The sequence below is a fragment of the Polaromonas sp. P1_F8 genome (assembly GCF_056405635.1).
In genome coordinates, this window is record NZ_JBFUBS010000001.1 from 964,320 (window position 1) to 991,283 (window position 26,964).

Here is a 26,964-nt window from a genome sequence, read left to right on the forward strand (position 1 = left end):
ACCAAGAAAAAAGCTGCGCACACAACACATTGCATGCACAGCCGGGGGTCACACTGAAATCAGCGCTTGCCAGAGATCAGTAGAGCGTCACTTGCCTTTTTTGAAGGCCGTGAACACATTGCTCATGGATTCACGCGCTTCGTTGCTGAAGCTGGCCGGAGACACCATTTTCTTCAGATTGTCCGCATCGGGGAATACCGCCTTGTCCTTGGCGATCTCGGGCTTGACGTTGGCCAGGCTGGCTTTGTTGGCGGTGGCGTAACCCAGCTCGTTGGTCAAAGATGCAGACACCTCCGGACGTAGCGAGTAGTTGATGAAAGCCAGCGCGTTGTTCGGGTGCTTGGCATCCTTCGGAATGGCCAGCGTGTCAAAGAAGATCAGGCCGCCGGTGCTCGGCAACAGGGCCTCGACATCATTGCCGCTCTTGTTTTCAAGGGCACGGCCGCGGGCGATGTTGATGTCGCCTGCCCAGGCCAGTGCCACGCAGGCCTTGCCGCCGGCCAGGTCGTCAATCATGGTGCTGGAGAACATGCGGATGTGCGGACGCACCTTGGCCAGCATTTCAGCGGCTGCCTTGTGGTCGGCCGGGTCGTTCGAATAGGCGTTTTTGCCCAGGTAATGCATGGCGGGCGGCAGCACTTCGGTTGGCGAATCGAGGTAAGCAATACCGCAGGACTTGAGCTTGGCGGTGTAGACCGGGTTGAACACCAGGTCCCATGCGTTTTCAGGCATGGGGGTGGAGCCCAGCGCCTTGGTCACCTTGGCTTTGTTGATGCCGACCGTGGTGAAGCTCCAGGCCCAGGGGACGAGGTAGGCATTGCCCGGGTCGATGGTGCCCAGCTTTTCCATGATGGCCGGGTCGAGGTTGCCGTAGTTGGCGACCTTGGACTTGTCGAGCTTGGCGAGCAGGCCGCCGTCGATTTGCGGCTTGGCGAATACGGCGCCGGGCACCACGATGTCGTAGCCGGTATTGCCTGCCACCAGTTTGGCGTGCAGGGCTTCGTTGTTTTCAAAGGTCTGGTAATTGACCTTGATGCCGGTTTCTTTTTCGAAGTTGGCGATCATGTCCTTGGCGACATAGTCAGGCCAGTTGTAGACATTGAGCACCTTTTCTTCGGCGGGAGCAGCGGCGGGTGCGCTTGCTGCGGGCGCCGGAGCGGCAGCGACAGGTGCCTCCTCTTTTTTACCGCAACCGGCCAGCATGGCTGCCAGGATGGTTGAAATCGCCAGATAGCCAAGATGCTTTTTCATAATGTCCGTAACTCCTCTTAAAACTTGGAAGTAAAAACCAGGAAACTCAAGCAAAAATCAGACCGGAGCAATTGTATAAGAGGGTTAGGGCCGCGGGAACTTTTTCTCCCCGGGGCCTCCACAGCAGCCCGGCATCTGGGCCAATTCGCCTACAGCCATATACGCCCAAGGACGGCTGCCCAATTGGCCTGCGCTGCATACGCTAGGGGCAACTGCCTTACTTTCAGCTCAGGAGAAACCCATGGGATTGACCCGATGGTTAGGCCAGGCCGCCATGAAACCCTTTGCCCGTGCACTGCCCGTCATGGGCGACACCGAGCGGGCAGCGCTGGAGGCGGGCACAGTCGGGTTCGAAGGCCAGCTGTTCTCGGGAACGCCCCATTTTGATGCCCTATTGGCTGCCGGACCCAACCTGCTCAGCGCCAAAGAGCAGGCTTTCCTGGACAACGAGGTCACTGCGCTGTGCGCATTGCTGGACGATTTCGCCATCGACCAGGCTGGCGACCTGCCGGCCGAAGTCTGGGCTTTCATGCGCAGCAAGCGCTTCTTCGGAATGATCATTCCCGAGGAGTGGGGCGGCCTCGGGTTCAGCCACTACGCCCATGCCACGGTAGTGACGCGCATCGCCACCCTCAACATTTCAGCCGCCGTGACCGTCATGGTGCCCAATTCGCTTGGCCCGGCCGAGCTGCTGCTGCGCTATGGCACGGCGGCGCAAAAAGAGTACTACCTGCCACGCCTGGCCGATGGCCGCGACCTGCCCTGCTTCGGATTGACCTCGCCTTATGCGGGCTCCGATGCCGCGTCCATCCCCGATCGGGGCGTCCTCGTCGAACGGAAGATCGACGGCGTCATGGTGCGCGGCTTCAGTGTGGACTTCTCCAAGCGCTACATCACGCTGGCGCCCGTCGCCACCGTGGTCGGCCTGGCCTTCAACGCGGTGGACGAAACCCTGCCCGAAGGCCCGCGCAACCTGGGCATCACCTGCGCGCTGATTCCGGTGCCGCAGCCCGGCATGCAGATCGGCAGAAGGCACCGGCCGATGGACGCCGCCTTCATGAATGGCCCCATCGAAGGCCGGGAGGTCTTCATCCCCATGGACTGGATCATCGGCGGCGAGCAGCAGGTCGGCCAGGGGTGGCGCATGCTGATGGAATGCCTGGCGGCAGGGCGAGCCATTTCCTTGCCGGCGCTTGGCTCGGCAATGCAGCAAACGGCGCTCTTCGTGGCCAACGGTTACGGCCAGGTGCGGGAGCAGTTCGGCCTGCCTATCGGCCGCTTCGACGCGATTGCCGGCGTGATTGCGGAAATGGCCTGTGAACTCTATGCGACGGACGCCGCACGCCGCTACACCGCCGCCGTACTCGACAAGGGCGAGCAGCCCAGCGTGGCCAGCGCCATCCTGAAAGTGCACCTGACCGAAGCTGGCCGGCGCGCCGTCAACCACGGCATGGACATCCTGGGCGGCAAGGGGATCATCCAGGGGCCATCCAACCTGCTGTCGGTGGCTTACCGTGGCGCGCCTATTGCCATCACCGTGGAAGGCGCCAACATCCTGACCCGCTCGCTGATCATTTTTGGACAAGGCGCGGTGCGCTGCCACCCCTACGTGATGAAGGAAATGCAAGCCGTGCAGAGCAACGATGCGCAGGCGCTGGGGGAAGCGCTGATCGGCCATGGCGGGCACGTGCTGCGTAACTTTTGGCACAGCATCGCCGGTGCACCCGTGCAAGGCACGCCACCCCTGGGCCTCGAAAAAGAAGCCCGGCTGATCGCCCGCCTGAGCAGCCAGTACGCATTGACCTGCGACCTGGCCATGGGCTTGCTGGGCGGCAAGCTCAAACGCATGGAGTTGCTGTCGGCAAGGCTGGGCGATGTGCTGGCCCATCTCTACATGGCCAGCGCCTGCCTTTGGCACTATGCCTTCGACAAGGATACGAACATGCTGCCGGTCGCGCAGGCGGCCATTCGCGTGCAGCTCGATGAAGCCGGCAATACGCTGGAGGCCCTCTACGCCAACTTTCCTTCGCCGCTAAGGCGTGTAGTGGGTGCGCTGGTGCTAAACCGCAGCACACGCCTGGCACCGCTTCGCGATGTTCAGTTGCTGGAGCTGGCCAAACTTCTGCGAACCCACCCCGTCGTGGTGAAACGCTTGTGCCCTGACTTGGCAACGCCTACCAGCGGTGGGCTACGCGACCTGATGGATGCGCTCGATCTGGCAACGCAGCTCGGCGAAGAAACCGTGGCGCTTAACAAGGCCGTGCGCAGCAATCAGTCCATGGAGCACGCCGCGCAAGCCTCAAGCCGCCCGGATCTGGCGTTGGCTTATTTACGCGCCGCCGACAAGGTGATCCAGGTCGACGACTTTGCGCCTTAGAACCTGTTCTTAAGCCGCGGCCCGGGCGAACAATCCCTTGTACTGCTCTCGCAGCAAATTCTTCTGCACCTTGCCCATGGTGTTGCGCGGCAACTCGCTGACCACAAAGCAGTTCTTGGGAATCTTGAAGTTGGCCAGCTTCGATTTCAGTTCGCCCACAATCATGCTGCCCTCCAGCACTACGCCCGGCTTGGCGATCACGACAGCCACGCCGACCTCGCCGAAATCCGGGTGCGGCACACCAACCAGCGCGCTTTCGGCCACGCCAGGCATGTCGTTGATATAGCCTTCGATTTCGGCGGGATAGACGTTGTAACCGCCGCTGATGATGAGGTCCTTGCTGCGGCCCACAATGACGATGTAGCCGCGCTCGTCGATCTTGCCCACGTCGCCGGTCTTGAAGTAGCCGTCTGCGGTGAACTCTTCTTTTGTCTTCTCCGGCATGCGCCAATAGCCCTTGAAAATATTCGGGCCCTTGACCTGGATGCCGCCGATCTCACCGGCCGGCAAGGACTCACCGCCTTCGTCCTGCACACGCAGGCTGACACCGGGCAACGCAAAGCCCACCGTACCGCCGCGCCGCTCGGCACCCTCGTAAGGGTTGGACGTGAGCATCACGGTTTCCGACATGCCGTAGCGTTCCAGAATGGTGTGGCCGGTGCGCTCTTTCCACTCGTTGAAGGTCTCGATCAGCAAAGGCGCCGACCCCGCCACAAAGAGCCGCATGTTACGGCAGGCTTCGCGGGTCAGCCCCGGCTCGGCCAACAGGCGCACATACAACGTGGGAACGCCCATGAACACCGTGGCTTCGGGCAGCTTTTTCACCACCAGCTTGGGGTCAAATTTGGCCAGCCAGATCATCTTGCTGCCGTTGATCAGCGCGCCATGAATCGCGACAAACAGGCCATGGACATGAAAGATGGGCAAGGCATGGATCAGTACATCGCCACGGCCTTCGGGCCCTCCGGTAGCCGTCCAGCCCCAGGCATCTTTGAGCACCAGCGCATTGCTCAGCATGTTGCCGTGCGAAAGCATGGCGCCCTTGCTGCGGCCCGTGGTACCGCTGGTGTAGAGGATGGCGGCCAGGTCGTCCGCCTGCCGTGCCACCACTTCATGCTGGTCGCTGCAATGCGCCGCACGGTCCAGCAGCGAGCCTGTGCGGTCATCGTCCAGTGTGAACACGTTCTGCGTGCCGGCCTTGAAGGCGATCTTGCTGACCCAGCCAAAATTCTTGCTGCTGCAGACCATGACGGAAGGTTCGGCGTTGCCGACGAAGTATTCGATCTCGGCACTCTGGTAGGCGGTGTTGAGCGGCAAAAACACATAGCCGGCGCGCAGCGTCGCCAGGTAAAGCATCATGGCTTCCACCGACTTCTCAACCTGTACCGCCACCCTGGCCCCTTCAGGCAACCCCAGCGAGGCCAGCAGGTTGGCCATCATCGCGGTGCCGCGCTCGAGGTCGCGCCACGAATAGCAGAGGCCGTTGTCGGTTTCGACGGCGACTTCATTGAGCGAAGAAGGAAACGCGGCTCGAAGCGCTGCAAACAGGTTATGGTTTTTCATGGGTCAGGCTGGCTATGGTTGGAATTTCGGCCGCCCGGCGATCAAACCGGGGTGGGCGCTTTTCGGTGAAGGCGGCAATACCTTCGCGGTGCTCGGCAGAAGGTGCATAACGGTAGGCTGTTGCTATCAAATCAGTAGCTGGTCGCGCCGATCCAATGGGCGCCAGAGCCCTGAATGCCTGTTTATTCAGGCGCGCGGCGCCAGGCGCAAGGGCGCAGGTACGATCCACACAAGCCGTAACCAGGGCCTCGACGTCCTGGCCAGGCGCAACCTGGTTGAGAAAGCCGCGCTGCTTCATCTCGGCGGCCCCCAGAACGGCAGCCGAAAGCAGCATCTCCCGAGCGGTCAGCTCTCCGGCGGCACGCATCACCAGCGCAGCCTCGCGCGGCGCCATCGGGAAACCGAGCTTAGCGATGGGCGCACCAAACTTTGCCGTATCACCGGCAATGCGGATATCGCAGCAGCTGGCGATCTCAACGCCGGCGCCCATACAGTTGCCTTCGATCTGCGCGACGATGGGGACGTCGCAGTCCAGCATGGCCTGCAAGCCGCCCCATACATCGTCTTCATGAAACGCGCGCAGGCCCGCTTCTTCAAAGCGAAAGCCGGCGTATTCGGAGATGTCGCCGCCCGCGCAAAACTGCCCGCCCTCTCCCCGCACCAGCACGCAACACAACGCTGCGCTTTGCTGGATGCGCTCAAACGCCGTACGCAACTCGCGCCACATGGCGCGAGACATGGCATTGAGCTTGCCGGGATGGGACAGCGTCACAAAGGCAACAGGGCCTTTCACTTCCAGTAAAACGACACCGGTCATCAAGGGATCAGTCGAGTTTGGCGCCGGAGGCTTTCACCACGGCCGACCAGCGTTTGACCTCGTTGCTCACAAACGTGCCGAACTGCTGGGGGGTGAGGTTGCCGAAGTCCGCGCCGTTGTTGGCCCAGATGGCTTTGAGCTCATCGCTGGTGGCGGCTTTGCGCAGATCTTCCACGATGCGTGCCTGCACGTCGGCGGGTGTGCCCTTGGGCGACCAGATGCCGTACCAGGTGGTCACGGTGTAGTCGGGCAGGCCGAGTTCGCCGGCGCAAGGCACGTCCGGGAAAGCCGGGTTGCGTTTGGTGCCGGACACCATGAGCGCCTTGATGCGGCCGCCCTTGATGTGGTTGGCGGAAGAGCCCAGGCCGTCAAACATCATGTCGACGTTGCCGCCAATCAAGTCCTGCAGCGCAGGGCCCGCGCCGCGATAAGGGATGTGCGTGATGAAGGTCTTGGTTTGCTGCTTGAAGAGCTCCCCGGCCAGATGGTGCGAAGTACCCGCACCGGCGGAGCCATAGTTGTATCTGCCGGGAGCCTTGCGCACGGCCGCGATGTAAGCCTTGAAATCGGAAAACGGCATGTTGCGGGGATTGACCACCAGCACCTGCGGCACGTTGGCCATCAAGGCCAGCGGCACAAAATCTTTCTCGATGTCGTAGTCCAGCTTGGGATACATCGACGGTGCAATCGTGTGATGCACGGCACCCATGAACAGCGTATAGCCGTCGGGCTGCGCCTTGGCGGCGATGCTCGCGCCCAAGGTGCCGCCGGCTCCGCCGCGGTTGTCGATGATGAGCTGCTTGCCTGTGAGTTTGGCGAACTGCGCCGACAGCGGCCGTGCGAACGCATCGGTACCGCCGCCGGCTGGAAACGGCACGATCATCGTCACTGGCTTGGTGGGCCAGGCTGACTGCGCATGCAGCAGGGGTGATGCGGTTGCAGCGCTGGCCGCAGCGATGCGCAGGACGTCGCGCCGGTTGATTGAATTCATGGTTTGTCTCCTTTGGTGGGTTTTACTACGGGATGATATTCGGTAAAGATTGCCTTCAGCGCAGCACCGCGCTGGCTTCGGCAGCCTTGATCAGGCGTACCGCGTCTTCGGCCAGCAGGAAACCCTGGGCCTGTGCTTTCTCGGCGGCTTTGCGCACGGCGGCCACATAGCCCTCGTGCGAGCCGTAGCGCTCCTGCAGCGACAGGCGCGGGTCGCCGTTGGCACCGCGCTCTTGCGCCGTGCGGGCAAAGGGCACCATGCCGCCCACGTAATTGCAAATCTGCCCCTGGTGGAATGGCCGGGCACCGCCCGCCGTGATGTTCCAGCCCAGGTAAGTGCCCAGCGGCGCTTCGAGCAGCACCACCGGCACGCCGCCCAGCTCATTGCCGTCGGCGTCCACACGCGGCGCCAGCATGGCCAGCACCCGGCGGATGGGCGGCGGCGCATTGGATGCCACGCCCGAGCCATCGGCAGGGTTGAACGCGGGGCCCCAGTCATAGTCAAGCACCGGCATGATGAAGTCCGGCTCGGGCACGGTGGGGCGCAACTGCGGCAGCGTGGGAAAGCCGATGCCTTCCTTGGTGGCCAGCGCCAGCGTGCCGCGCGGCTCGCCGGCACGCGGCGCCAGGGTAGGCCAGCGGCTGGGCGGTGGCTCGGCGCCACGCATCACCCAGTTGCGAAAGTGCACGCGCAGCGCGTTCACGGTTTCGGTATGCGGCACCGGGTTGGCGGGTAACACACCCGTGCCGAAATTGTTGCCCGGGCAACTGGCGCCTGCCGTTGGAAGGCCCACGCCCGGCAGGCTGGTGTCAAAGCCCCCTGCCCCGCCGCCGTGGCTGGAGCTGGCAATGTAATAGCGCCGCACGTTGGCAGGCAGAGGCAGGTCGGCCCTGGCATCGGTACCCACCCATTCGGGCGTAAGTTTCAGGGCCCAGACCTCGGCCGAGCCAAAGTGCTCGACGATTTTCGGGCAGGTCTTGCTGGCTTCGCAACGATCAAGAATGCCGCTGGCCGGCCCACCGCGCACCGGGTCGGCCGCGCGTGCCCACCACTGCGGCCCTTCACTGCCGGCCTGGTACAGCTCCAGCACACCATCGGGCTGGGCCCAGCGGAAGTTCAGCGCGATGCGCCGGCCCGCAATGATGGGCCAGAGGCCGTCATGCACCTGGCGCCCGGCCTCGTCCCGGTTAAAGCCCAGGTGCAGCCAGCCGCGCAGAAAGTTGCCGGACTGCGAGACGCCCCGGCCAATGCTGTGGGTCACCACCCCAGCCACCGGGTTCGGTGTGCCCGCGTCATCCGCCCTGGCCGTCTTGAAGAACACCCCCATATCGCGCCAGGCGGCAAAGCCCACGCCCAGCAGGTAAGGATCGGCGGCCTTGAACACTACCTGGTAGAGCTTGCTGGCATCGAAGCCGTTCTTCAGGCAGATCTGCGTTGCATCAGGCACGCCGGGAAAAGGATTGGCTGCATCGCATTTGGCCCAGGCCCAGTCGGCGGAAGGAATCACTGTCTCGCCGGTCACATCGCCGCGGGTGGATTCAGCCGTGCGCGACACCAGGCGCGACTGGCGCGTGTCCAGGCTCATGGGCTTGTACGGAACAGGATTTGTTTGCACGACCAGCGGTTGCGAACCCGGGCCGGTACGATTGACAATGCGGCCAAACACCTCGCCTGTGACAGGTGAGCCATCGGCGTTTCTTGCCACCGGCACCTTGAGCCAGTGGGGAAGCTCGACCGCAGCAGTGGCCCGCACCATGGTGGCGCCGGCGTTGTCGCCCTGCCAGGCGCTGGTGAGGTCAATGTCACCCAATGCACGCTCCTGCACCACATTAGGCCGGCGCAAACCACGGTTGGGCACCTCATGCCACATCAGGCCGCTGGCCCTGGCCGGATCAACCGGCTTGGTCAACACAAAGGTGGCCACGTAACGTACCTTGCCATCGGCCTCTTTGCCCAGTTCAATGTCCTGGATGATGGCATTGCCAGGCGCCTTGGGGTCCAGCTCGCCGAACGCACGGCCGGCAATCTGTTCAAAGGCCACACCACCTGACAGGTCTGCCGCCAGGGGAACGGTTTCGTCAATCACGATCCGCGTGACGCGGGCCTGGGCGGAATGTCCCAGCAACAACACGGCAGCCAGCCACGCAAGCGCCAGCCTTCCCAGCAGGTGAACGGGTCTCATGTCTGTCTCCTTCGTTTTTATCTGTCGACTGCTCGTCTGCAACTGCAAAAAACTACAAAAGCGATTCAATAGCGCCGGAAACAGCCACCTTTCCTTGGGCCAGCAAGGCGCGATGCTTGTCCAGGCGCTTGAGGTCATAGAGGTAATTCACCATCAGGCCGTACGATTGCCTGAGCCCTTTGGGCGTCGGGTCGCCCGCCCAGTTGATGCGTTCCACGCGCGCGCCGTTGCCCAGATGAAAACGTGCCACCGGGTCCAGCGGCTTGCCCTCTTCCAGGGCCCGGCCCAGGTAATGGGCGGCGCAGTGCAGCAGCATCTTTCGCACCGGCGACTTTTCGCCGAGGGCCAGTGGGTTTTCTGCGGCGGTCAGCAGGTGCCCTGCAGTAGGCGGCTCAAATCCCACCGCCCGGCCCAGGGCGGCAAGCTCCTTGTCTCCCAGCGTTTCCAGCATGGCAGCCGCGTTCTTGCCCAGCCAGCTGCGAAACCCCGGAATAGGCGAAAGGGTGGCAAAGGTCTTGAGCTTGGGAAACTCCTCTTTCAGGGTCTCCACCACACGCTTGATCAGTGAATCGCCAAAGCTCACGCCGCGCAGGCCGGCTTGCGTATTGCTGATGGAATAAAAAATCGCAGTGGTCGCACGGCTCAGGTCCGAGGGCGCTGCCAGCTCATCGAGCAAAGGCATGATGTCGCCCGCAATCGTCTCGACCATCGCGACCTCGACAAAAATCAACGGTACCTCCGGAAGACGCGGGTGGAAGAAGCCATAACAGCGACGGTCACTGTCGAGCCGGTTTTTGACGTCCGCCCATCCCTTGATGTCATGGACCGCTTCGTACTTGATCAGTTTTTCAATCAGTGATGCCGGTGAATCCCAGGTGATGCGGCGCAGGTCAAGGAAACCGACATCGAACCATGTGGAGAACATGTATTCCATTTCGACATCCAGAGCCAGCAAGCGCTTGTCGGCCTTGAGGCTGGGCTGCATGTCGGCACGCATCTCGACCAGGAACTGGATGCCGCCCGGATAGACGCTGAAGCGCTGCAGCAGACGCCGGCGCGGCGAGACTGTGGCACGGCGGTAACGCACCTCGGCCACTGCCTCTTCGGGTGTGCCCACTGCAGCCGCAAACTGCGCCTGCGCAGCCTTGACCTTCTGCGGATTGGCGACGAACTGCTCACTCATCAGCATCCACAGGTCGCGCCGGCGAGCCGGGGTGGCGCCCTGGTACCAGGCCGCAATGGCCATGGCGCGCCGGCCGCCTTCCACCTCACTCACGCGTGGGTCGATGATGGCCTGCAGCTCTTGCAAGGTGCGGCGAAGCACGCGCGGCGACAGCGCTTCGTCCTTATGGCTCAAAGTTGCCAGAAGCCGTTCATGCGTGCTTCGTGCGGGCAATTCGACGCTAGCTGCTATCTTTTTTGTAGCTGCTTGCGCACGGTCTGTTTGCCCTGCGGCCGTTTTTTCTGTAAGGCCTTTCTCGCCTGCCGTGAGCCGCGAAACATTGCGGCTGAGCCAGTCTGCGGCGCTCATGAGGCCACCCTGGAGCGCTGGCTGCGGGAAAGGTCACGCAGCGCTTCGCGCTGGCGCGTCAGGTGCGTGCGCATGGCGGCATCGGCACCTTCGCTGTCACGGCTTTTGAGGGCCGCAAACACCGTCATGTGCTCTGAAAGACTTTGCGCCAGCCGGCCCGGCGCGTGCAACTGCTGGAGCCGCGCCAGCTTCAATATTTTTCGCAGGTCCGCAATCGCCTGCGCGAGCCAGCGGTTGTTGGCCAGCAGGATGATGGCCTCGTGAATGGCGAAATTGGTCGCGTAATAGTCATTGATCCGGCCGGCTTTGGCGTGGCTGTTAAGCCGCTCATGCAAAGTAGTGAGCGCAGCCAGATCGGCGTCGGTGGCATTGCGTGCCGCCTCATAGGCGCAGCGCCCCTCCAGCAAGGCGATGACCGGGAAAATGTCGTCCAGGTCTTGCTCGGTCACCTCATTGACAAAGCAACCACGCCGGGGTTCGTGGCGCAGAAGCCCTTCCGAGGTCAGTACCTTGAGCGCCTCGCGCAGTGGCGTGCGGGAGATTTCCAGCCGTTCGCATAGCGCCACCTCGTCCAGAAAACTCCCGGGCGCCAGCTGGCCGGCAAAAATCTGCTCGCGCAGGGTATTGGCGACCTCCTGATGCAATGAACTCTGGACCAGACGCATGACAGACCCCTTTTGACCGGCTGACGCAATGAACCCAAATACACGACACATCCACCGAACCCGGCAACTGCGGTGGCCCGGCACGTCCCGAAAAATCCACCTGCTTCCATACAACTGCCCCGGCAGCGTCTGGAGTTTTCAGAATTTCAGCGGTAATTTCAAGTAATTACACATAATTATGAGAGTTAAAAAGCACTCAGACAAGTGAGTTGTGCCTGAAAACGACAGGGAGAAACCCTAGCGCCCCGAAGCGAGAGGCTCAGGGCACCAGACAGTCCTGACGCCCGGAGCTATCGCCACAAATCAATAGCTGCCTGCGATGGATTTTCGGGGTTGACCCTGCCGGGAAGCCCACACCCAGAGCCAGACACCCGCTGCGATCATGGGCACGCAAAGCCATTGGCCCATGCTCATGCCCAGGGCGAGGATGCCGAGGAAGTCGTCTGGCTCACGGAAAAACTCGGCGATGAAACGAAACACGCCGTAGCCGACCAGGAAGGCCCCGGAGACCTGCCCCACCTTACGCGGCTTGCGCGCGTACAACCAGAGCAGCACAAACAGCAACAAGCCCTCCATCAGGAATTGATAGATTTGTGAGGGGTGACGCGGCTGCATGGCGCCGCTGCCCGGAAATACCATGCCCCAGGGCAAAGCAGGGTCGCTGAAGCGTCCCCAGAGCTCACCGTTAATAAAGTTGCCAACGCGCCCCGCCGCCAACCCGGTCGGTACGCAAGGCGCGACGAAGTCCATGACCTGCAGCCAAGGCCGCTGGCGCGAACGGGCAAACCACCATTGCGAGGCCAGCACACCCAGCATCCCGCCGTGAAAGCTCATACCGCCCTGCCACACAAAAAAGATCTCAAGCGGATGCGACAGGTAGTAACCGGGCTTGTAAAAAAGGCAGTAACCGAGCCGCCCACCGATCACCACCCCCATGACGCCCAGGAACAGGATGTCTTCAATGTCCCTGCGCGACCAGGCGCCGGGGCCGGTGATGGACGCATAGGGCTCGTGGCGAAGGCGCCGCGTAGCCAGGAAGAAGAAGAGGCCAAAAGCCGCCAGATATGTCAGGCCATACCAATGGATGGCCAGGGGCCCCAACTGCAGGGCAACCGGATTGATTTGCGGATGAATAAGCATGGGCCGTATTTTTGCATGCGGGGCTCGTAGGAAAGGGCTTACAGCGAGCCCGCTCGCATAAACTGGGAGCAACGCCGTACAGGATCAAACCATGCGTCATTTATTCTGTTTTACCGTTGTTTCAGGCTTGGGTTTGTTGTGCATACAACCCGCTGCGGCACAGGTCTACCAATGCCTTGATTCGGCCAGCAAAAAGGTGTTTTCACAAACGCCCTGTGCGACCAGTGGCGGTGGCAATGAAAAGCTCATTGTCCGCGCACCGGCCCTTGCCGCGGCACCAGCATCAACTGACGGCACACCTGTAACAGGCGTGCCCGGCGTGCTTTATGGCAATGGCAAAGCCGCCGCGGCACCCAAGGATTGGGCGGCGGAAAACGCTGCGGCGAATGCACGGGCAGCTGCTGCTGACCGATCCAGCGGCGGATCGCGCCAGGCCATGCCCTCGGCACTGGGCGGCCTGCGCAAAGGCGGTGCCCAAACCCAGGCGCAGGCCTCCGACAAACAGATCATTGCCAATTGCGAAGCCAACCACGGCGCCCGCTGCAGCAGTGCCGGCGAAATAGCCCAACGAAGAATGGAGCAGCGCGAACTTACCGCCGCAGAAAGGCAGCAGCAGCAAAATGCGGTGGCGGCGCGCCGGCAACGCGAACGGGAAGAAGCCTTCGAGCGGTCTATGCGCCGATAAAGGCGATAAAGCGGGCAAGCGCCGGGTTGGCGCTGGCCCGCGGCCAGACCAGACTGGTCTCACAACCAGGCACCACGGCCGAAGCGCCCCGCGCACCATTACGCATGGAAGGCCTGCCAACAGGCAGGCTGCGATACACCACACCAGGGCGCTGAAACTGCCGCACGCTCTCGGGAACCCAGGCCACGCCGAGCCCGGCGGATACCAGGTTCACGATGGTCTGCATCTGGATGGCTTCCTGGGCAACCTGCGGCAATTGCCCTGCGGCGTGATACATCGCAAAAATCGCGTCGTAGAGTGACGGAACGATTCGCCGCGGAAAGATCACTAAAGACTCGCCCAGCAGATCAGGGAGCGCAAGCGTCGCCTTGCTTGCCAGCGAGTGCTGCCCGGGTAGCGCCACCACCAACGGGTCCTGGCTGATGCGCCGGCAGGCCAGGCCTGGCGGCGCGAAACCAGGGGAATGCAGCATGAAGCCCGCGTCGATCTCTCCGCGCTCAAAAGCCTGCAGCTGCACGTCGCCGGTCGCCTCTATCAATTCCAGCTGCACCTTGGGGTATTGCTCGCGAAAGGCCAGCACCCAACGCGGCAGCAATTCAAAACCGACCGTAGACACAAAAGCCAGCCGCAAGCGCCCGGCCTCGCCGTCCGCGCTGGCGCGCGCATATGCCGGAAGAGCCGAGGCACGTGTCAGCAGGTCACGCGCTTCGGGCACCAGGGCAGCACCTGCCGTCGTGAGCTGCACGCTGCGCTTGGTGCGGTCGAACAATCTGAGGCCCAAATGCGCCTCCAGCTGCGCAATGGCCTGCGTGAGCGGCGGCTGGGTCATGTTGAGGCTTTTGGCAGCGCGGCCGAAGTGAAGCTCCTCGGCCACTGCCAGGAACTGGCGCCACAGGCGAAGCTCGATCAAGGGCGGTTTACGGGAAGCCATGCCCGTGGTGCCGAGAACATCTTTCATATGCCATACATATTAATAGATGATTAATAATGGATTGGAAAGAATCAGTTAAAGCACGCATACTCTGTTTCTCCCGATGCATGCCCAAGGTCAAACACGGGCAAGCCACAGTAGCCAACACCACAAGACACCCCATGGAAACCAAAACCGTCAACATCGTTGCCAACCCACGCAGCAGGAACATCACCGAGGGCAAATCGCGCGCGCCCAACCGCTCCATGTACTACGCCATGGGCTACGAGGCCGACGATTTCAAAAAACCCATGATCGGCGTGGCCAATGGGCACAGCACGATCACGCCCTGCAACAGCGGCCTGCAAAAACTGGCCGACGCGGCAATTGCCGGTATCGAGGAAGCTGGCGGCAACGCGCAGGTATTCGGCACACCCACGATTTCCGACGGCATGGCCATGGGCACAGAGGGCATGAAGTACTCCCTCGTGAGCCGCGAAGTGATCTCCGACTGCATCGAGACCTGCGTGCAGGGCCAGTGGATGGACGGCGTGCTGGTGGTTGGTGGCTGCGACAAGAACATGCCGGGCGGCCTGATGGGCATGCTGCGCGCCAACGTGCCGGCGATCTACGTCTATGGCGGCACCATCCTGCCAGGCACCTACAAGGGCAAAGACCTGAACATCGTCAGCGTGTTTGAAGCCGTGGGCGAAAACGCCGCCGGCCGCATGAGCGACGAAGACCTGCTGCAGATCGAGCGCCGCGCCATTCCGGGCACCGGCAGCTGCGGCGGTATGTACACGGCCAACACCATGTCCAGCGCTTTTGAAGCGCTCGGCATTTCGCTGCCCTACTCCAGCACCATGGCCAATCCGCATGACGAGAAAATGAACTCGGCCAAAGAGTCGGCCAAGGTTCTGGTTGAAGCGATCAAGAAGGACATCAAGCCGCGCGACATCGTCACCAAAAAAGCGATTGAAAACGCCGTGGCGGTGATCATGGCGACCGGCGGTTCGACCAATGCCGTGCTGCACTTTCTGGCCATCGCCCACACGGCCGGTGTCGAATGGACGATTGACGACTTTGAACGTGTGCGTCAGCGCACACCCGTGCTGTGCGACCTGAAACCGTCCGGCAAATACCTCGCAGTCGACCTGCACCGCGCAGGCGGCATTCCCCAGGTCATGAAGACGTTGCTGGTTGCGGGACTGCTGCACGGCGACTGTTTGACAATTTCTGGCCAAACCATCGCCGAGACTCTCAAGGACGTTCCTGAAGTGCCACGTGCCGACCAGGACGTCATTCGCCCCATCAATAACCCCATGTATGCACAGGGCCACCTGGCCATCCTGAAGGGCAACCTTTCGCCCGAAGGCTGCGTGGCGAAGATAACCGGTCTGAAGAATCCCGTCATGACCGGTCCGGCCCGTGTATTTGATGATGAACAGTCTGCTCTGGCCGCCATCCTGGCTGGCAAGATCAAGGCTGGCGACGTGATGGTGCTGCGTTACCTGGGCCCCAAGGGTGGGCCAGGCATGCCTGAAATGCTGGCTCCCACCGGCGCGCTGATTGGCGCCGGCCTGGGCGAGAGTGTGGGCCTGATCACCGACGGCCGCTTCTCGGGCGGCACCTGGGGCATGGTGGTTGGCCACGTGGCACCCGAAGCTGCGGCTGGTGGCAACATCGCCTTCATCAATGAGGGAGATTCGATCACCATCGATTCGAAGCAACTCCTGTTGCAGCTGAATATCAGTGATGCCGAATTGGCCAAACGCAAGGTCGGCTGGAAAGCCCCAGCGCCACGCTATACCCGCGGCGTCCAGGCCAAGTTCGCTTTCAATGCATCAAGTGCCAGCAAGGGTGCGGTGCTGGACGACTATTGATTTGATCCTCCGAAGCCCAAAGAGCCCGTGAAGTTACAGACTTCACGGGCTCTTTGCTTTGGGGCCAGCTGCCAGTTGCGAAAACCGGGTAACTTGACTGGCGCCTTAGCTAGTTGTGCTGTATCAGCTATTTCTTTTTCTTCGCCGAAAGCATGCCCATGGCGTCGCGCTGTTTGTCGATGCGGTCTTGCCTGCGTTTGTCCATCTTGTCCACTTCCCTGCGTTTGGTATAGCCCGTTGCATCCGCCCACCACCACCAGAGGGCTGCAAGCGCGAATGGACAAAGCACAATCCACCAGCTCAATGTGGCAACGGGACCGATTTCGAGATACTTCAGTGCCAATGCAGCAATTCCAACCAATAGAAAAAACATCTGTAACTCCTCTGAATATGTGATGGTTTGGCCGGGTCAACCCTTGAAACCCAGGTCAACCGGCACCACTACAATGACGTTAATTGACTGTAACCGAATCCACAACTCCCCACGAGGACAATCCATGAAACGCATTCTTTCGGTCATCGCTTCCATGGCTGCAGTTTTTGCAGTATCAACCCCTGCACTGGCGGATCTGCAACTGGCAACCGCGAAAAACTGCATGGCTTGCCACGCCGTTGACAAGAAACTGGTTGGGCCCTCCTACAAGGATGTCGCAGCCAAATATGCAGGGCAAAAAGACGCAGCCGACAAGCTGGCCGCCAAAGTCATCAAGGGTGGTTCAGGCGTCTGGGGCCCGGTGCCCATGCCAGCCAACGCCCAGGTTAGCCCAGACGAAGCCAAAAAGCTGGTCGCCTGGATCCTGACCCAGAAATAACCGAGGGCTTTAGGCCCATAAAAAAGCCCGTCAATGACGGGTTTTTTTTATGCCAGCTTCAGAACTACTGCTTTTCAGACAGCTGATCGAGAATGGCAGGGTTTTGTGGCCACGTCACATCGCTTCGCGATATGAGTGTCCCCCAACCCTGCCCCAGCTTCGCTGACGCGGCTACGCCACGTTCTCGATCACTGCTTTTCAGACAGCTGATCGAGAATGGCAGGGTTTTCAAGCGTCGAGGTGTCCTGGGTGATGGTCTCGCCCTTGGCGATGCCGCGCAGCAGGCGGCGCATGATCTTGCCGCTTCGGGTCTTGGGCAGGTTGTCGCCAAAGCGGATGTCCTTGGGCTTGGCGATCGGGCCGATTTCCTTGCCCACCCAGTCGCGCAGCTCCTTGGCAATCGCCTTGGCTTCTTCACCCGTCGGGCGTGAACGCTTGAGCACTACAAAGGCCACAATGGCCTCGCCCGTCAGGTCATCGGGCCGCCCCACCACGGCGGCCTCGGCCACCAGCGTAGAGTGCGCTACCAGCGCCGATTCGATTTCCATGGTGCCCATGCGATGGCCCGACACATTCAGCACGTCATCGATGCGGCCGGTGATGCGGAAATAGCCGTTATCGACATTGCGCACTGCCCCGTCGCCGGCCAGGTAAATCGTGCCGCCCATTTCTTCGGGGAAGTAGCTTTTCTTGAAGCGGTCAGGGTCGTTCCAGATCGTGCGGATCATGGACGGCCAAGGCCGCTTGACGACCAGCATGCCGCCCGCGCCATTGGGCAGGTCCTTGCCGGTTTCATCGACGATGGCGGTCATGATGCCGGGCAATGGCAGCGTGCAGCTGCCGGGCACCAGCGGCGTGGCGCCGGGCAGCGGCGTGATCATGTGGCCACCGGTTTCGGTTTGCCAGAAGGTGTCGACGATGGGGCAGCGCTCGCCACCCACGTTCTTGTAGTACCACATCCAGGCTTCCGGGTTGATCGGCTCGCCAACAGAGCCCAGGATGCGCAGGCTGCTCAAGTCGGAGCGGGCCGGATGCACCTTCTCATCAGCCTCGGCGGCCTTGATCAATGAACGGATGGCCGTAGGCGCCGTGTAGAAAATCGTGACCTTGTGTTTTTCGATCATCTGCCAGAAGCGGCCCGCATTCGGGAAGGTCGGTATTCCTTCAAAGATGATCTGCGTTGCGCCGGCAGCCAGCGGGCCGTAGGCCACGTAGGTGTGGCCGGTGATCCAGCCGATGTCGGCGGTACACCAGAACACGTCGGCGGGCTGGATGTCGAAGGTCCAGTCCATGGTGAGTTTGGCCCAGAGCAGGTAGCCGCCGGTACTGTGCTGCACGCCCTTGGGCTTGCCGGTCGAGCCCGAGGTGTAAAGGATAAAAAGCGGGTGCTCCGCGCCGACGAACTCGGGCTCGCACACCGGAGCTGCCTTGGCGGTGATCTCGTGCATCAGGCTGTCGCGGCCGGCCACCATGTTGCAGGCGGTGGCGGTGCGCTGGTAGACGATCACGTTCTTGATTGACTCGCAGCCGCCCATGGCGATGCCTTCATCGACGATGGCCTTGAGCGGCAACTCCTTGCCGCCACGCAACTGGTAATTGGCGGTAATAACGGCCACGGCGCCGGCGTCCTGAATGCGCTCCTGAAGGCTCTTGGCCGAGAAGCCGCCGAAAACCACCGAATGCGTGGCGCCTATGCGCGCGCAAGCCTGCATGGCCACCACGCCTTCGACCGTCATTGGCATGTAGATGATGACGCGGTCGCCCTTTTTGATGCCGGCGCCTTTCAGCGCGCTCGCAAACTGGCTGACCCTGGCATGCAATTCTTTGTAAGTGACGTTGGTGACCTTGCCGTCGTCGCTTTCAAAGATGATGGCTTTTTTGTTTTCGACCGGTGTACCGAGATGGCGGTCCAGACAGTTGTAGGAAGCGTTGAGTTCACCATCGGCAAACCACTTGTAGAACGGAGCATCGGACTCATCCAATGTCTGGGTGAATGGCTTCTTCCAGCTCAGGTTTTCGCGCGCCAGGCGAGCCCAAAACCCTTCAAAGTCCTTCTCGGCTTCGGTGCACAGCGCCTGGTAAGCCGGCATACCCGAAATACGCGCGGCCTTTACGGTGGCCGGTGTCGGCGGAAAGATGCGATTTTCAACCAGGGTGGATTCGATCGCGGATGAAGGGGCGCTCATTGGTTTTGTCTCCTGTTTGTCACTGAATGCGTGGTACTGTCTTCTGCCGCACTTACAAGCCACTGACTGGCTTGAACCTTACAACTTCTGCAATTCAGGGGGTACCTGCACTCCCCCTACAATGCCGCAAACCCCCAGCTTACGCCATCATGACTGAACCCACCCAATCCCCCACTCCCGCCAAAATTTCGCCCCTGCGCCCCTTGCCCAACCTGATTTTTGCCAGCCGCTGGCTGCAATTGCCGCTGTACCTCGGGTTGATCGCCGCGCAGGCCGTGTACGTGCTGCACTTTCTGGTGGAGTTGTGGCACCTGATTGAAGCCGCCTTCGGCAGCCAGACCGCACTGCAGTCGCTGATCACCAGCATCGGCTACAAGACCTCCACGCCCATCGTGTCGCTCAACGAGACGGTCATCATGCTGGTGGTGCTGGCGCTGATCGACGTGGTCATGATCTCGAATCTGTTGATCATGGTGATCGTGGGCGGCTACGAAACCTTCGTGAGCCGCATGAACCTCGAAGGCCACCGCGACCAGCCCGAATGGCTGAGCCACGTGAACGCCTCAGTATTGAAAGTGAAGCTCGCAACGGCCATCATCGGCATCAGCTCCATCCACTTGCTGAAGACCTTCATTAATGCCGACAATTACACCGACAGGGTCCTGATTGCGCAAACGGTGATCCACATCACCTTCCTGTTGTCGGCGATTGCGATCGCCTACACCGACAAGATCATGTCCGCGATCGCCGCACAAAAGCATTGACCGCGTCACGCCGGGCGGTCCTAGCCCGGCGCCTTTTCGGCAGCGCTTGTGCGCAGCAGCATCAGCGCACCCAGCACCCCTGACAACAACGAACCGCACAGCACACCCAGCTTCAGTTGCGTCTCGTATGCCGCATCCTGGCCGGCGAATGCGAGCGCACCGATGAAAAGGCTCATGGTGAAGCCCACGCCGCACAGCAGGCAGACTCCGAAAAACTGGCTCCAGCCGGCCCCTGCAGGCAAGCGGGCACCGGCAAAGCGGATCAACAGCCAGGAAGCGCCAAACACGCCGACAGCCTTGCCCACCAGCAGGCCTGCGGCGATGCCCAGGGGCACGCTTTGAAGGAGCGTTCCTGGCGTCACACCCTGAAGCGACACCCCTGCGTTGGCGAAGGCAAACATGGGCAACACAGCAAAAGCCACCCAGGGGTGCAGCGTATGTTCAGCTGTTTTAAGCGGCGAACCGTCTTTGCCGTCTGAAAGGGGAATCGCCAGCGCAGTAATGACGCCCGCCAGCGTTGCATGAATGCCGGACTTGTAAACAAAGAGCCAGATCACCAGGCCCACTGCCACGTAGGGCCCTATGGCCATCACCTTCGCCCGGTTAAAGGCCAGCAAGAGCAACCCACCGATCCCGGCGGCCAACAACGCCATCACCGACAAACCCTCGGTGTAGAAAAACGCAATGATCAGGATGGCACCCAGGTCATCAATGATGGCGACAGCGGTCAAAAACACCTTGAGCGATGCCGGCACGCGGCTACCCAGCAACACCAGAATGCCCAGCGCAAAGGCGATGTCGGTGGCAGCCGGAATCGCCCAGCCGCGCATCGCGACCGGGTCGCCAGCATTGATCGCCATGTAGATGAGCGCCGGCGCCACCATACCGCCCAACGCGGCACCTGCCGGCAACAGCGCCTGAGCAGGTGAGGCCAACTCGCCCTCAATCAGCTCGCGCTTGATCTCCAGGCCCACCAGAAAGAAAAACACCGCCATCCACAGGTCATTGACCCAGTGTAATAACGACTTGGAGAGCACCAGCAGATCACCACCTACCCGCAGTTCGCCTGGCAGTTGCACAAACCGGTTGTAAACCTCACTCCATGGCGAGTTGCTCAGCAGCAGCGCAGCCACAGCGGCCAGCGCCAGCACCACGCCCGAAAGCGATTGCGAATTGATGAACTGGTTGAGGGTACGGTGGACAAGCTTCAGCATGCCCTATTGTCCCAGACCCGCAGGATGGCGGCCCATCGCGCCGCAGGCTCCGGGCCGCAATGCTGCTCTCTATTGCGCGGACTGCGGAAGAGGACCGAAGCTGGGAGCCTTGTCGGAAGCAGCCGCAGGCAGCACGGCCTTTTCCATCTCGGCACGCCGCATCGGGCGCAGCACATACCAGGCCATCAGCGCCGCAATCGCATTCATGACGCTGCCAACAATAAAGACAGCGTGCCAGTTGCCGGTCATCGCAGTGAGCACACTGGACAGTGGAACCAGCAGCGACGCCGTACCCTTGGCGGTGTACAGCAGGCCGGCGTTGGATGCGGCGTACTTGGAGCCAAAGGTATCGGCGCAGGTTGAGGGAAAGAGGCTGTAGATTTCGCCCCAGGCGAAGAACACCATGCCCGTCAGTACCACGAAGGCAACCGGGTTGTGGCCAAACTGATAGAGCGCCAGGATGCCCACCGACTCGATGCCAAAGGCGATCAGCATCGTTTTTTCACGGCCGATCTGGTCCGACACCCAACCAAAGAACGGACGGGTGAGCCCGTTAAGCACGCGGTCAATGGCCAGGGCAAATGTGAGCGCCGGCAGCGCCAGACCCATGATGCTGACGGGCACGTCGCCGACGTTGAAATCCTTGGCGATAGGTCCGAGCTGGGCCGTAGCCATCAGCCCGCCGGCCGCCACCATCACGAACATGACGTACATCACCCAGAACACCGGTGAACGCAGGACTTCGGACGGTGTGTAGTCGCGCCGGCTCTGCTGCACATTGATCGTGGAGATCGAGCCGCTCTTGGCCAGGTTCGCCGGTGCCCGCGTCAACAGGAACGACACGACAAATACGATCACGCCCTGAATGATCCCGAAGTACAGGAAGGCAGACTGGTAGCCGCTGCCCTTGATCATGGCCGAGATCGGAAGAATAGTGAGCGCGGAGCCCGCGCCAAAACCTGCAGCCGTGAGACCCGCAGCCAGGCCTCGGCGATCCGGAAACCACTTCAAGGCATTGCCGACACAGGTACCGTACACCGCACCCGCGCCAACGCCACTGATCGCAGCAGCGATGTAGAGCAGCATCAGTGAATCGGCAAAGGAATTGATCACCCAGCCCACGCCGCAAAGAATGCCACCGACCATGACCACCGGACGTGGCCCGAAACGGTCGACGAGATAGCCTTCAATCGGCACGAGCCAGGTTTCGGTCAACACAAAAATCGTGAAGGCCACCTGAATGGCGGCCTTGCTCCAGCCGTGCTTGTCGGCAATCGGATTCACAAAAAGGGTCCAGCCATATTGCAGGTTGGCAATCATCGCCATGCAAACGATGCCCAAGAGAAGCTGTATCCAGCGATGGGCGGTGGATGGCGCACGGGTTGCCGTAGTGGCGTATGTCATTGATGTCTCCTGTCGCTTTTATGCCGTGGAAATTGCAATTGCAATCGTTGATGCTGTTGTTGTGAGCGGATTGTGAGAGCGGACATTTATGAGCCCATTGACCGCGATCAAGTTTGAAAAAAACTTTACACATCGCTCAAAAAAACGAAAGCGAGTTGAAAGAATCGTGCAATCCCAAACCCCGGCCACTGCGATGGATTTGATTTACAGAATGGGGAGTGCGCGTGTTAGCGGCGCTGAGCCTGAGCGCGCAATGCAGAATCAGCAAGTGTCCGGCATTGCACCGGCGGCACTGAAAAGAAAACAAGAGAAAAAGAGCAACCGCGTGGTGCGGTCTACTGCCGGCGGCGCAAACCGCCCGGCAGCAATCAAATTAGCGGGCCCGCAGCGCGCTGATAAAAATAGACAGCGGCGTAGCAGCAATCAACTCACGCAGCACAAGGCGTACGCGCGCAATGGCGGCGGGCCGGGCAATCCTCAAATACAAGGCGAAGGCGGTCATGAATTTCCTTTGTGGCGTGAACATTCACGGGTGCAATCTTAGGGTAAACCCTTGAATCCTTCAACCCACCAGCTCCCCCCCAAACCGGGTGTGGTCAGCGTCAGCCCACCATTTTTTCAGGCCGCACCCAGGCATCAAACTGCTCGGCCGTGACATGACCGGAAGCCAGTGCCGCATCGCGCAGGCTGCTGCCTTCCTTGTGGGCCTTCTTCGCGATGAAGGCGGCCTTGTCATAGCCGATGTGCGTGTTCAGCGCCGTCACCAGCATCAGCGAGCGGTCAACCAGTTCGGCGATGCGTTCGCGATTCGGCTCGATGCCCACGGCGCAATGGTCGTTAAAGCTCACCATGCCATCGGCCAGCAGGCGCACGCTTTGCAAAAAGTTGTGCACCACCATGGGCCGGAACACATTGAGCTCGAAGTTACCCGAGGCACCGCCGAAGTTGATGGCCACATCGTTGCCGAACACCTGCGCCGCCAGCATGGTGACGGCTTCGCTCTGCGTCGGGTTGACCTTGCCCGGCATGATGGACGAGCCAGGCTCGTTTTCGGGAATGCTGAGTTCGCCGATGCCGCTGCGCGGGCCGCTGGCCAGCCAGCGCACGTCGTTGGCGATTTTCATCATGCTGGCGGCCAATGTCTTGAGGGCGCCGTGCGCATGCACCAGGCCGTCGACCGAGGCCAGCGCCTCGAACTTGTTGGGTGCGGTCACAAAAGGCAGGCCCGTGAGCGTGGCCAATTCGGCCGCCACTTGCTCCGCATACCCCTTCGGTGCATTGAGCCCCGTACCAACGGCGGTGCCGCCGAGTGCAAGCTCATACAAATGCGGGAAGGCCGCGCGGACATGCTTTTCACCATGGTCCAGTTGCGCGACATAACCCGAGAACTCCTGGCCCAGGGTGAGTGGTGTCGCATCCTGCAGATGGGTACGTCCAATCTTCACGATGCTGTCGAAGTCTTTGGCTTTTTGCGCCAGCGTCGCGCGCAACTTCGCAATCGCTGGCAGGAGCTTGTGGGTCATGGCCTCCACAGCCGCCACATGCATGGCGGTAGGAAACACATCATTGGACGACTGGCTGCGGTTGACATCGTCATTGGGATGCACCAGGCGGCCCTCGCCGCGCTCACCGCCCAGAATTTCGCTGGCGCGATTGGCCAGCACTTCGTTGACATTCATATTGGTCTGCGTGCCGGAGCCCGTCTGCCATACCACCAGGGGGAATTCGTCCGCATGCCCGCCCGCGATCACCTCGTCGGCTGCGGCCACGATGGCTTTGGTTTTTTTCTCGTCCTGAAGGCCCAACGCTTGGTTGACCCTGGCCGATGAGCGCTTGACCTGCGCCAGCGCCTTGATGATTTCGCGTGGCTGCTGCTCGCCCGAGATGTCGAAATTCTGCAGCGAGCGCTGCGTCTGCGCACCCCAGAGTTTGTCGGCCGGCACCTCGATAGGGCCAAAGGTATCGCGCTCCGTGCGCGTGCTGCTTGTCGTCATGGAAATATCCTGCGCGTCAAAAAAGATGGTTAAGAGTCCTAGTATGACCGCAGACGAGAAAGATTCTCATCTGAAGGGTTTTGGATCCTCTCGCCCGACATGCCCGAGTCGCCCGCCCAAGGGCGGATAATTGCGGGGTTTGCCCGAAATTTCCCCGAAACGCCCTCATAACGACGACCCACCATGACCACGATCAAGCAAGCCGACCTCATCGAATCCGTAGCCGCTGCCCTGCAGTACATCAGCTACTACCACCCCACCGACTACATCGCGCACCTGGCTCGCGCCTATGAGCGCGAGCAAAGCCCGGCCGCCAGGGACGCGATTGCACAGATCCTCACCAACAGCAAGATGAGCGCGACGGGCCAGCGCCCCATCTGCCAGGACACCGGCATCGTCAACGTGTTCCTTAAAGTCGGCATGGACGTGCGCTGGGAAGGCTTCACCGGCAGCATTGACGACGCTATCAACGAAGGCGTGCGCCGCGGCTACAACCACCCTGACAACACCTTGCGCGCCTCCGTGGTGGCTGACCCGCAGTTCGACCGCAAGAACACCAAAGACAACACACCGGCCGTGATCTTCACCGAGCTGGTGCCCGGCAACAAGATTGACGTCACCGTGGCGGCCAAAGGCGGCGGTAGTGAAAACAAAAGCAAGATGGTCATGCTCAACCCCGGCGACTCGGTGGTCGACTGGGTGCTCAAAACCGTGCCCACCATGGGCGCCGGCTGGTGCCCGCCCGGCATGTTGGGCATCGGCATTGGCGGCACCGCCGAAAAAGCCGTGCTGATGGCCAAGGAAAGCCTGATGGACGACCTGGACATGTACGAGCTCCAAGCCAAATCGTCTTCTGGCGCCAAAATGACCAAGACCGAAGAGCTGCGACTTGAACTGTTTGAGAAGGTCAACGCGCTGGGCATAGGCGCGCAAGGCCTGGGCGGCCTCACCACCGTGCTCGACATCAAGATCAAGATGTACCCGACGCACGCCGCCAGCAAGCCTGTCGCGATGATCCCCAACTGCGCCGCCACGCGCCACGCGCACTTCGTGATGGACGGCAGCGGCCCGGTCTACCTGGACCCGCCTTCGCTGGATCTCTGGCCCAACGTGAACTGGACGCCCGACTACAAGAAGAGCAAAAAAGTCGATCTCAATACGCTCACGAAGGAAGAAGTTGCCAGCTGGAAGCCCGGCCAGACCTTGCTGCTCAACGGCAAGATGCTGACCGGCCGCGACGCCGCGCACAAGCGCATTCAAGACATGCTGGGCAAGGGCGAAAAGCTGCCGGTGGATTTCACCAACCGCGTCATCTACTACGTCGGCCCGGTCGATCCAGTGCGCGATGAAGCCGTAGGACCTGCCGGCCCGACCACTGCCACCCGCATGGACGGCTTTACTGAAATGATGCTGGCCGAGACCGGTTTGATTTCAATGATCGGCAAGTCCGAGCGCGGCCCGGTCGCCATCGAAGCCATCAAGAAGCACAAGAGCGCCTACCTGATGGCCGTCGGCGGTGCGGCCTACCTGGTCAGCAAGGCCATCAAGACCGCCAAGGTGGTGGGCTTTGCCGATCTGGGCATGGAAGCGATCTATGAATTCGACGTGGTTGACATGCCGGTGACCGTGGCGGTGGATGCGGGCGGCACCAGCGCGCACATCACCGGCCCGGCCGAGTGGCAAAAGAAAATCGCCACCGGCGAGTTCAAAAACATTCCCGTCGCAGCCGCGTGAGCGAAGGCCATGCCGGCGCCGACCGGCCGGTCGGCGTGTTCGACAGCGGCGTGGGTGGCCTTAGCGTCTTCAAGGCATTGCGGGCCGAATTGCCCGCGGAGTCCTTCGTCTACCTGGCCGACGCGGGCTTCGCGCCTTATGGCGAGCGCGGCGACGCTTTTGTCATTGAGCGCACACGCGCCGTCGTGCGCAAATTGCGCGAAGAGCATGCGATCAAGGCACTGGTGATCGCGTGCAATACCGCGACGGCGGCCGCCGTTCACCTCGTACGAACCGAGCACCCGGACTTGCCGCTGGTCGGCGTCGAGCCGGCACTCAAGCCGGCCGTCGCGTTGAGCAGGACAGGCCGCATCGGCGTCATGGCGACGCGCGGCACGGTGGCAAGCGCCAAGCTGCGCGCCCTGCACGATTCGCTGAAAGGCCAGGCCGAGTTCATCCTGCAGCCGTGCGACGGGCTGGCCGATGCGATCCAGAACCATGATGTTGCGCAGATCAGTGCTTTATGCCGTGGATACACGCAAGCGATCGGGCCCTTCGGCGGCCAAGCCGGGCAGGTCGATACCCTGGTGCTGGGCTGCACGCATTACGCCTTCGCGTGGGACACACTGCAGAAAATGGTGGGCACCGACGTCCGCCTGATCGAGACCGGCGAGCCGGTCGCGCGGCAGACCCGCCGTTTGCTCGAAGCCGCCGGGCAGCTGCGGCAAGGCGACGCACCCGGCCATATCACTTTGCTGACAACGGGTCAGCAGGAGTCGCTGAACGCAGCCGCGCGACGCTGGCTGGGCCTGCAGCTATAGCACCGCAGCGCCGGCCGGACTCGCCGGCGCTGGTACGCATCGACTCGGTGATGAGCCGAAT

At 61.4% G+C, this 26,964-nt stretch carries 22 protein-coding genes; 8 read left to right on the forward strand and 14 right to left on the reverse strand.

The window, feature by feature from the left end:
* Nucleotides 1-87: 87 nt before the first annotated feature.
* Nucleotides 88-1,251 carry an extracellular solute-binding protein gene (locus AC1D1J_RS04555; RefSeq protein ID WP_477685411.1) on the reverse strand — a complete coding sequence of 388 codons (1,164 nt, stop codon included), beginning with the start codon at nt 1,249-1,251 and terminating at the stop codon, nt 88-90.
* A 241-nt stretch (nt 1,252-1,492) separates the two neighbouring features.
* Between AC1D1J_RS04555 and AC1D1J_RS04560 the strand changes: the two genes are divergently transcribed.
* The gene (locus tag AC1D1J_RS04560) at nt 1,493-3,628 is read left to right on the forward strand and encodes an acyl-CoA dehydrogenase (protein WP_477693991.1); all 2,136 of its coding nucleotides are present in this window, start codon (nt 1,493-1,495) and stop codon (nt 3,626-3,628) included.
* Between the two features lie 9 nt (nt 3,629-3,637).
* Here the strand turns inward: AC1D1J_RS04560 and AC1D1J_RS04565 are convergent, their stop codons facing one another.
* The 7 genes from AC1D1J_RS04565 to lgt form a co-directional block, all read right to left on the reverse strand.
* Nucleotides 3,638-5,191 carry a malonate--CoA ligase gene (locus AC1D1J_RS04565; protein ID WP_477685409.1) on the reverse strand — a complete coding sequence of 518 codons (1,554 nt, stop codon included), beginning with the start codon at nt 5,189-5,191 and terminating at the stop codon, nt 3,638-3,640.
* Complete coding sequence (locus AC1D1J_RS04570) at nt 5,178-6,008, reverse strand: enoyl-CoA hydratase/isomerase family protein (protein ID WP_477693992.1); 831 nt, start codon at nt 6,006-6,008, stop codon at nt 5,178-5,180. The genes AC1D1J_RS04565 and AC1D1J_RS04570 overlap by 14 nt, the downstream gene beginning before the upstream one ends.
* Nucleotides 6,009-6,015: 7 nt before the next feature.
* The gene (locus AC1D1J_RS04575; RefSeq protein ID WP_477685407.1) at nt 6,016-6,999 is read right to left on the reverse strand and encodes a Bug family tripartite tricarboxylate transporter substrate binding protein; all 984 of its coding nucleotides are present in this window, start codon (nt 6,997-6,999) and stop codon (nt 6,016-6,018) included.
* A gap of 55 nt (nt 7,000-7,054) precedes the next feature.
* Nucleotides 7,055-9,181, reverse strand: coding sequence for an alpha/beta hydrolase domain-containing protein (locus AC1D1J_RS04580; RefSeq protein WP_477693993.1), 2,127 nt, complete (start codon nt 9,179-9,181; stop codon nt 7,055-7,057).
* 52 nt (nt 9,182-9,233) lie between these two features.
* Complete coding sequence (locus tag AC1D1J_RS04585) at nt 9,234-10,712, reverse strand: malonyl-CoA decarboxylase domain-containing protein (protein ID WP_477693994.1); 1,479 nt, start codon at nt 10,710-10,712, stop codon at nt 9,234-9,236.
* Entirely contained in the window at nt 10,709-11,377 is a 669-nt protein-coding gene (locus tag AC1D1J_RS04590; protein ID WP_457280332.1) for a GntR family transcriptional regulator, read from the reverse strand. The genes AC1D1J_RS04585 and AC1D1J_RS04590 overlap by 4 nt, the downstream gene beginning before the upstream one ends.
* Nucleotides 11,378-11,680: 303 nt before the next feature.
* Nucleotides 11,681-12,517: a prolipoprotein diacylglyceryl transferase gene (lgt, locus tag AC1D1J_RS04595; protein WP_477693995.1), complete on the reverse strand. Its 837-nt coding sequence runs from the start codon at nt 12,515-12,517 to the stop codon at nt 11,681-11,683.
* A 91-nt stretch (nt 12,518-12,608) separates the two neighbouring features.
* Here lgt and AC1D1J_RS04600 point away from each other — a divergent pair, with 91 nt between their 5' ends.
* Nucleotides 12,609-13,202, forward strand: a complete 594-nt coding sequence (locus AC1D1J_RS04600; protein ID WP_477693996.1) for a DUF4124 domain-containing protein — start codon at nt 12,609-12,611, stop codon at nt 13,200-13,202.
* Here AC1D1J_RS04600 and AC1D1J_RS04605 read toward each other — a convergent pair.
* Nucleotides 13,189-14,160, reverse strand: a complete 972-nt coding sequence (locus tag AC1D1J_RS04605) for a LysR family transcriptional regulator (protein WP_477693997.1) — start codon at nt 14,158-14,160, stop codon at nt 13,189-13,191. The two genes, AC1D1J_RS04600 and AC1D1J_RS04605, sit on opposite strands and share 14 nt — an antisense overlap.
* A gap of 134 nt (nt 14,161-14,294) precedes the next feature.
* On the opposite strand from AC1D1J_RS04605, the gene ilvD reads away from it, so the two are divergent.
* Nucleotides 14,295-15,995 (forward strand): dihydroxy-acid dehydratase, encoded by a 1,701-nt coding sequence (gene ilvD, locus AC1D1J_RS04610; protein ID WP_477685401.1) that lies wholly within the window; start codon nt 14,295-14,297, stop codon nt 15,993-15,995.
* 127 nt (nt 15,996-16,122) lie between these two features.
* Here ilvD and AC1D1J_RS04615 read toward each other — a convergent pair whose 3' ends face one another.
* Nucleotides 16,123-16,368: a TIGR04438 family Trp-rich protein gene (locus AC1D1J_RS04615; RefSeq protein ID WP_477693998.1), complete on the reverse strand. Its 246-nt coding sequence runs from the start codon at nt 16,366-16,368 to the stop codon at nt 16,123-16,125.
* Between the two features lie 124 nt (nt 16,369-16,492).
* Between AC1D1J_RS04615 and AC1D1J_RS04620 the strand changes: the two genes are divergently transcribed.
* Nucleotides 16,493-16,807 carry a c-type cytochrome gene (locus AC1D1J_RS04620; protein ID WP_457280326.1) on the forward strand — a complete coding sequence of 105 codons (315 nt, stop codon included), beginning with the start codon at nt 16,493-16,495 and terminating at the stop codon, nt 16,805-16,807.
* Between the two features lie 188 nt (nt 16,808-16,995).
* Here AC1D1J_RS04620 and acs read toward each other — a convergent pair whose 3' ends face one another.
* Nucleotides 16,996-18,993 carry an acetate--CoA ligase gene (gene acs / locus AC1D1J_RS04625; protein WP_477693999.1) on the reverse strand — a complete coding sequence of 666 codons (1,998 nt, stop codon included), beginning with the start codon at nt 18,991-18,993 and terminating at the stop codon, nt 16,996-16,998.
* Nucleotides 18,994-19,142: 149 nt separating this feature from the next.
* Between acs and AC1D1J_RS04630 the strand changes: the two genes are divergently transcribed.
* Nucleotides 19,143-19,757, forward strand: coding sequence for a YqhA family protein (locus AC1D1J_RS04630; protein ID WP_477685398.1), 615 nt, complete (start codon nt 19,143-19,145; stop codon nt 19,755-19,757).
* 20 nt (nt 19,758-19,777) lie between these two features.
* Here the strand turns inward: AC1D1J_RS04630 and nhaA are convergent, their stop codons facing one another.
* Both nhaA and oxlT read right to left on the reverse strand, forming a co-directional pair.
* Nucleotides 19,778-20,971, reverse strand: a complete 1,194-nt coding sequence (gene nhaA / locus AC1D1J_RS04635) for a Na+/H+ antiporter NhaA (RefSeq protein ID WP_477685397.1) — start codon at nt 20,969-20,971, stop codon at nt 19,778-19,780.
* Between the two features lie 69 nt (nt 20,972-21,040).
* A complete protein-coding gene (gene oxlT / locus AC1D1J_RS04640; RefSeq protein WP_477685396.1) occupies nt 21,041-22,375 on the reverse strand; it encodes an oxalate/formate MFS antiporter in 1,335 nt (444 codons plus the stop codon).
* Between the two features lie 88 nt (nt 22,376-22,463).
* Between oxlT and AC1D1J_RS04645 the strand changes: the two genes are divergently transcribed.
* The gene (locus AC1D1J_RS04645) at nt 22,464-22,919 is read left to right on the forward strand and encodes a hypothetical protein (protein ID WP_477685395.1); all 456 of its coding nucleotides are present in this window, start codon (nt 22,464-22,466) and stop codon (nt 22,917-22,919) included.
* A gap of 58 nt (nt 22,920-22,977) precedes the next feature.
* On the opposite strand, the gene fumC is transcribed toward AC1D1J_RS04645, so the two are convergent.
* Nucleotides 22,978-24,369, reverse strand: coding sequence for a class II fumarate hydratase (gene fumC / locus AC1D1J_RS04650; protein ID WP_477694000.1), 1,392 nt, complete (start codon nt 24,367-24,369; stop codon nt 22,978-22,980).
* 183 nt (nt 24,370-24,552) lie between these two features.
* On the opposite strand from fumC, the gene AC1D1J_RS04655 reads away from it, so the two are divergent.
* A complete protein-coding gene (locus tag AC1D1J_RS04655; protein ID WP_477685393.1) occupies nt 24,553-26,103 on the forward strand; it encodes a fumarate hydratase in 1,551 nt (516 codons plus the stop codon).
* Entirely contained in the window at nt 26,100-26,903 is an 804-nt protein-coding gene (gene murI, locus AC1D1J_RS04660) for a glutamate racemase (RefSeq protein WP_477685392.1), read from the forward strand. Before AC1D1J_RS04655 ends, murI begins: the two co-directional genes overlap by 4 nt.
* Nucleotides 26,904-26,964: the final 61 nt, after the last annotated feature.